The following is a 1,155-nucleotide window of genomic DNA, read 5'->3' on the forward strand; positions in this document are numbered from 1 at the left end:
GAGAACTCGTAGGTGTCAGCGTATTTGCCGACAAGACCGCGCGTCAGATCGTTGACTTCCAGCCGGATGCGCTTGTGGTCGTACTTCAGGGTCAGATCTTTGCTGACATAGCGTTTGTTGCGCAGACAGAAGATCTCGGCCAGCCGATCCGGTGCGACGTTCAACGCACGATGCAAATTATCCGGTCGGGCAGCTGGCTTGGCGAACCTGTCGTTATAGCGCTCCATGAAGCGAGGGAGGAAGGCATTTGCGGCCTTCATGTCCGAGATGCCCGCGATGCGCAGATCTTTGACCAGGCGATCCTGTAATGTCCGGTTCGCACGTTCCACTCGACCCTTGGCCTGGCTGGTATTGGCGCACAATATCTCGATCTGGAGTTCTGCCAGAGCGCGTCCGAACTGGGTCATGCCGGTCATGTGCTCGCTGGGTTTTGGCACGCGAAAGACGGTGTGTTTGTCGCTGTAGAACGCAACGGGGCGGCCATGTGTCGTCAAATAGCGCTCCAACGCTTCGAAATAGCTGAAGGTGCTCTCTGACTTGACGAAGCGCAGTTCCATGAGCGTGCTGGTGGCATCGTCGATGAAGACGAGCAGGGTGCAGGGATCGCCCCGATCCTCGAACCAGCGGTGCTCCGAGCCGTCAATCTGTATGAGCTCGCCAAAGCATTCTCTGCGCAATCTGGGCTGATGAAATGTACGACGCTGTTTGCGCGAGAGCCAAAGACCGTCTTCCTGCATCCACTTGCGAACCGTCTCGCGCGACACCTTGAACCCATGATGCTCGGCCAGCATCTCCGCTGCCAGGGTCGGCCCAAAGTCGGGATAGTTCTCTTTGATCAACGACAGCGCGTAATCCCGTTTGGCTTTGTGGATGCGATTGTTCGGGGGTTTGCCACGCGCCTTGTGACGGATCGCCGACGCACCATCCTGACGATACAGCTTCAACAGCCGGAAAATCTGCCGACGCGTCAGTGCAAGCATGTTCGCCGCATTGTCGACGCTCAGCTGACCGTCATCAACCTGCGCCAAAACCTCAACGCGGTTCAACTCGCGCTCGCTCATCATCACCCATCCCATGCCCATTCTCCCTCAGTCTATGAACGGAGAGTGACATTCCTGAATTGTTCATGGGTGACATTTTAGCTTTGCGGCTACA

General features: G+C 56.8%; 1 protein-coding gene. It reads right to left on the bottom strand.

From position 1 onward, the window contains the following. The coding region (locus tag JF542_RS24315) for an ISNCY family transposase (RefSeq protein WP_207077734.1) at positions 1–1,076 on the bottom strand (1,076 nt) is incomplete at its 3' end. Positions 1,077–1,155: the final 79 nt, after the last annotated feature.

Source organism: Salipiger bermudensis, from assembly GCF_017309175.1.
Lineage (GTDB): Bacteria > Pseudomonadota > Alphaproteobacteria > Rhodobacterales > Rhodobacteraceae > Salipiger > Salipiger bermudensis.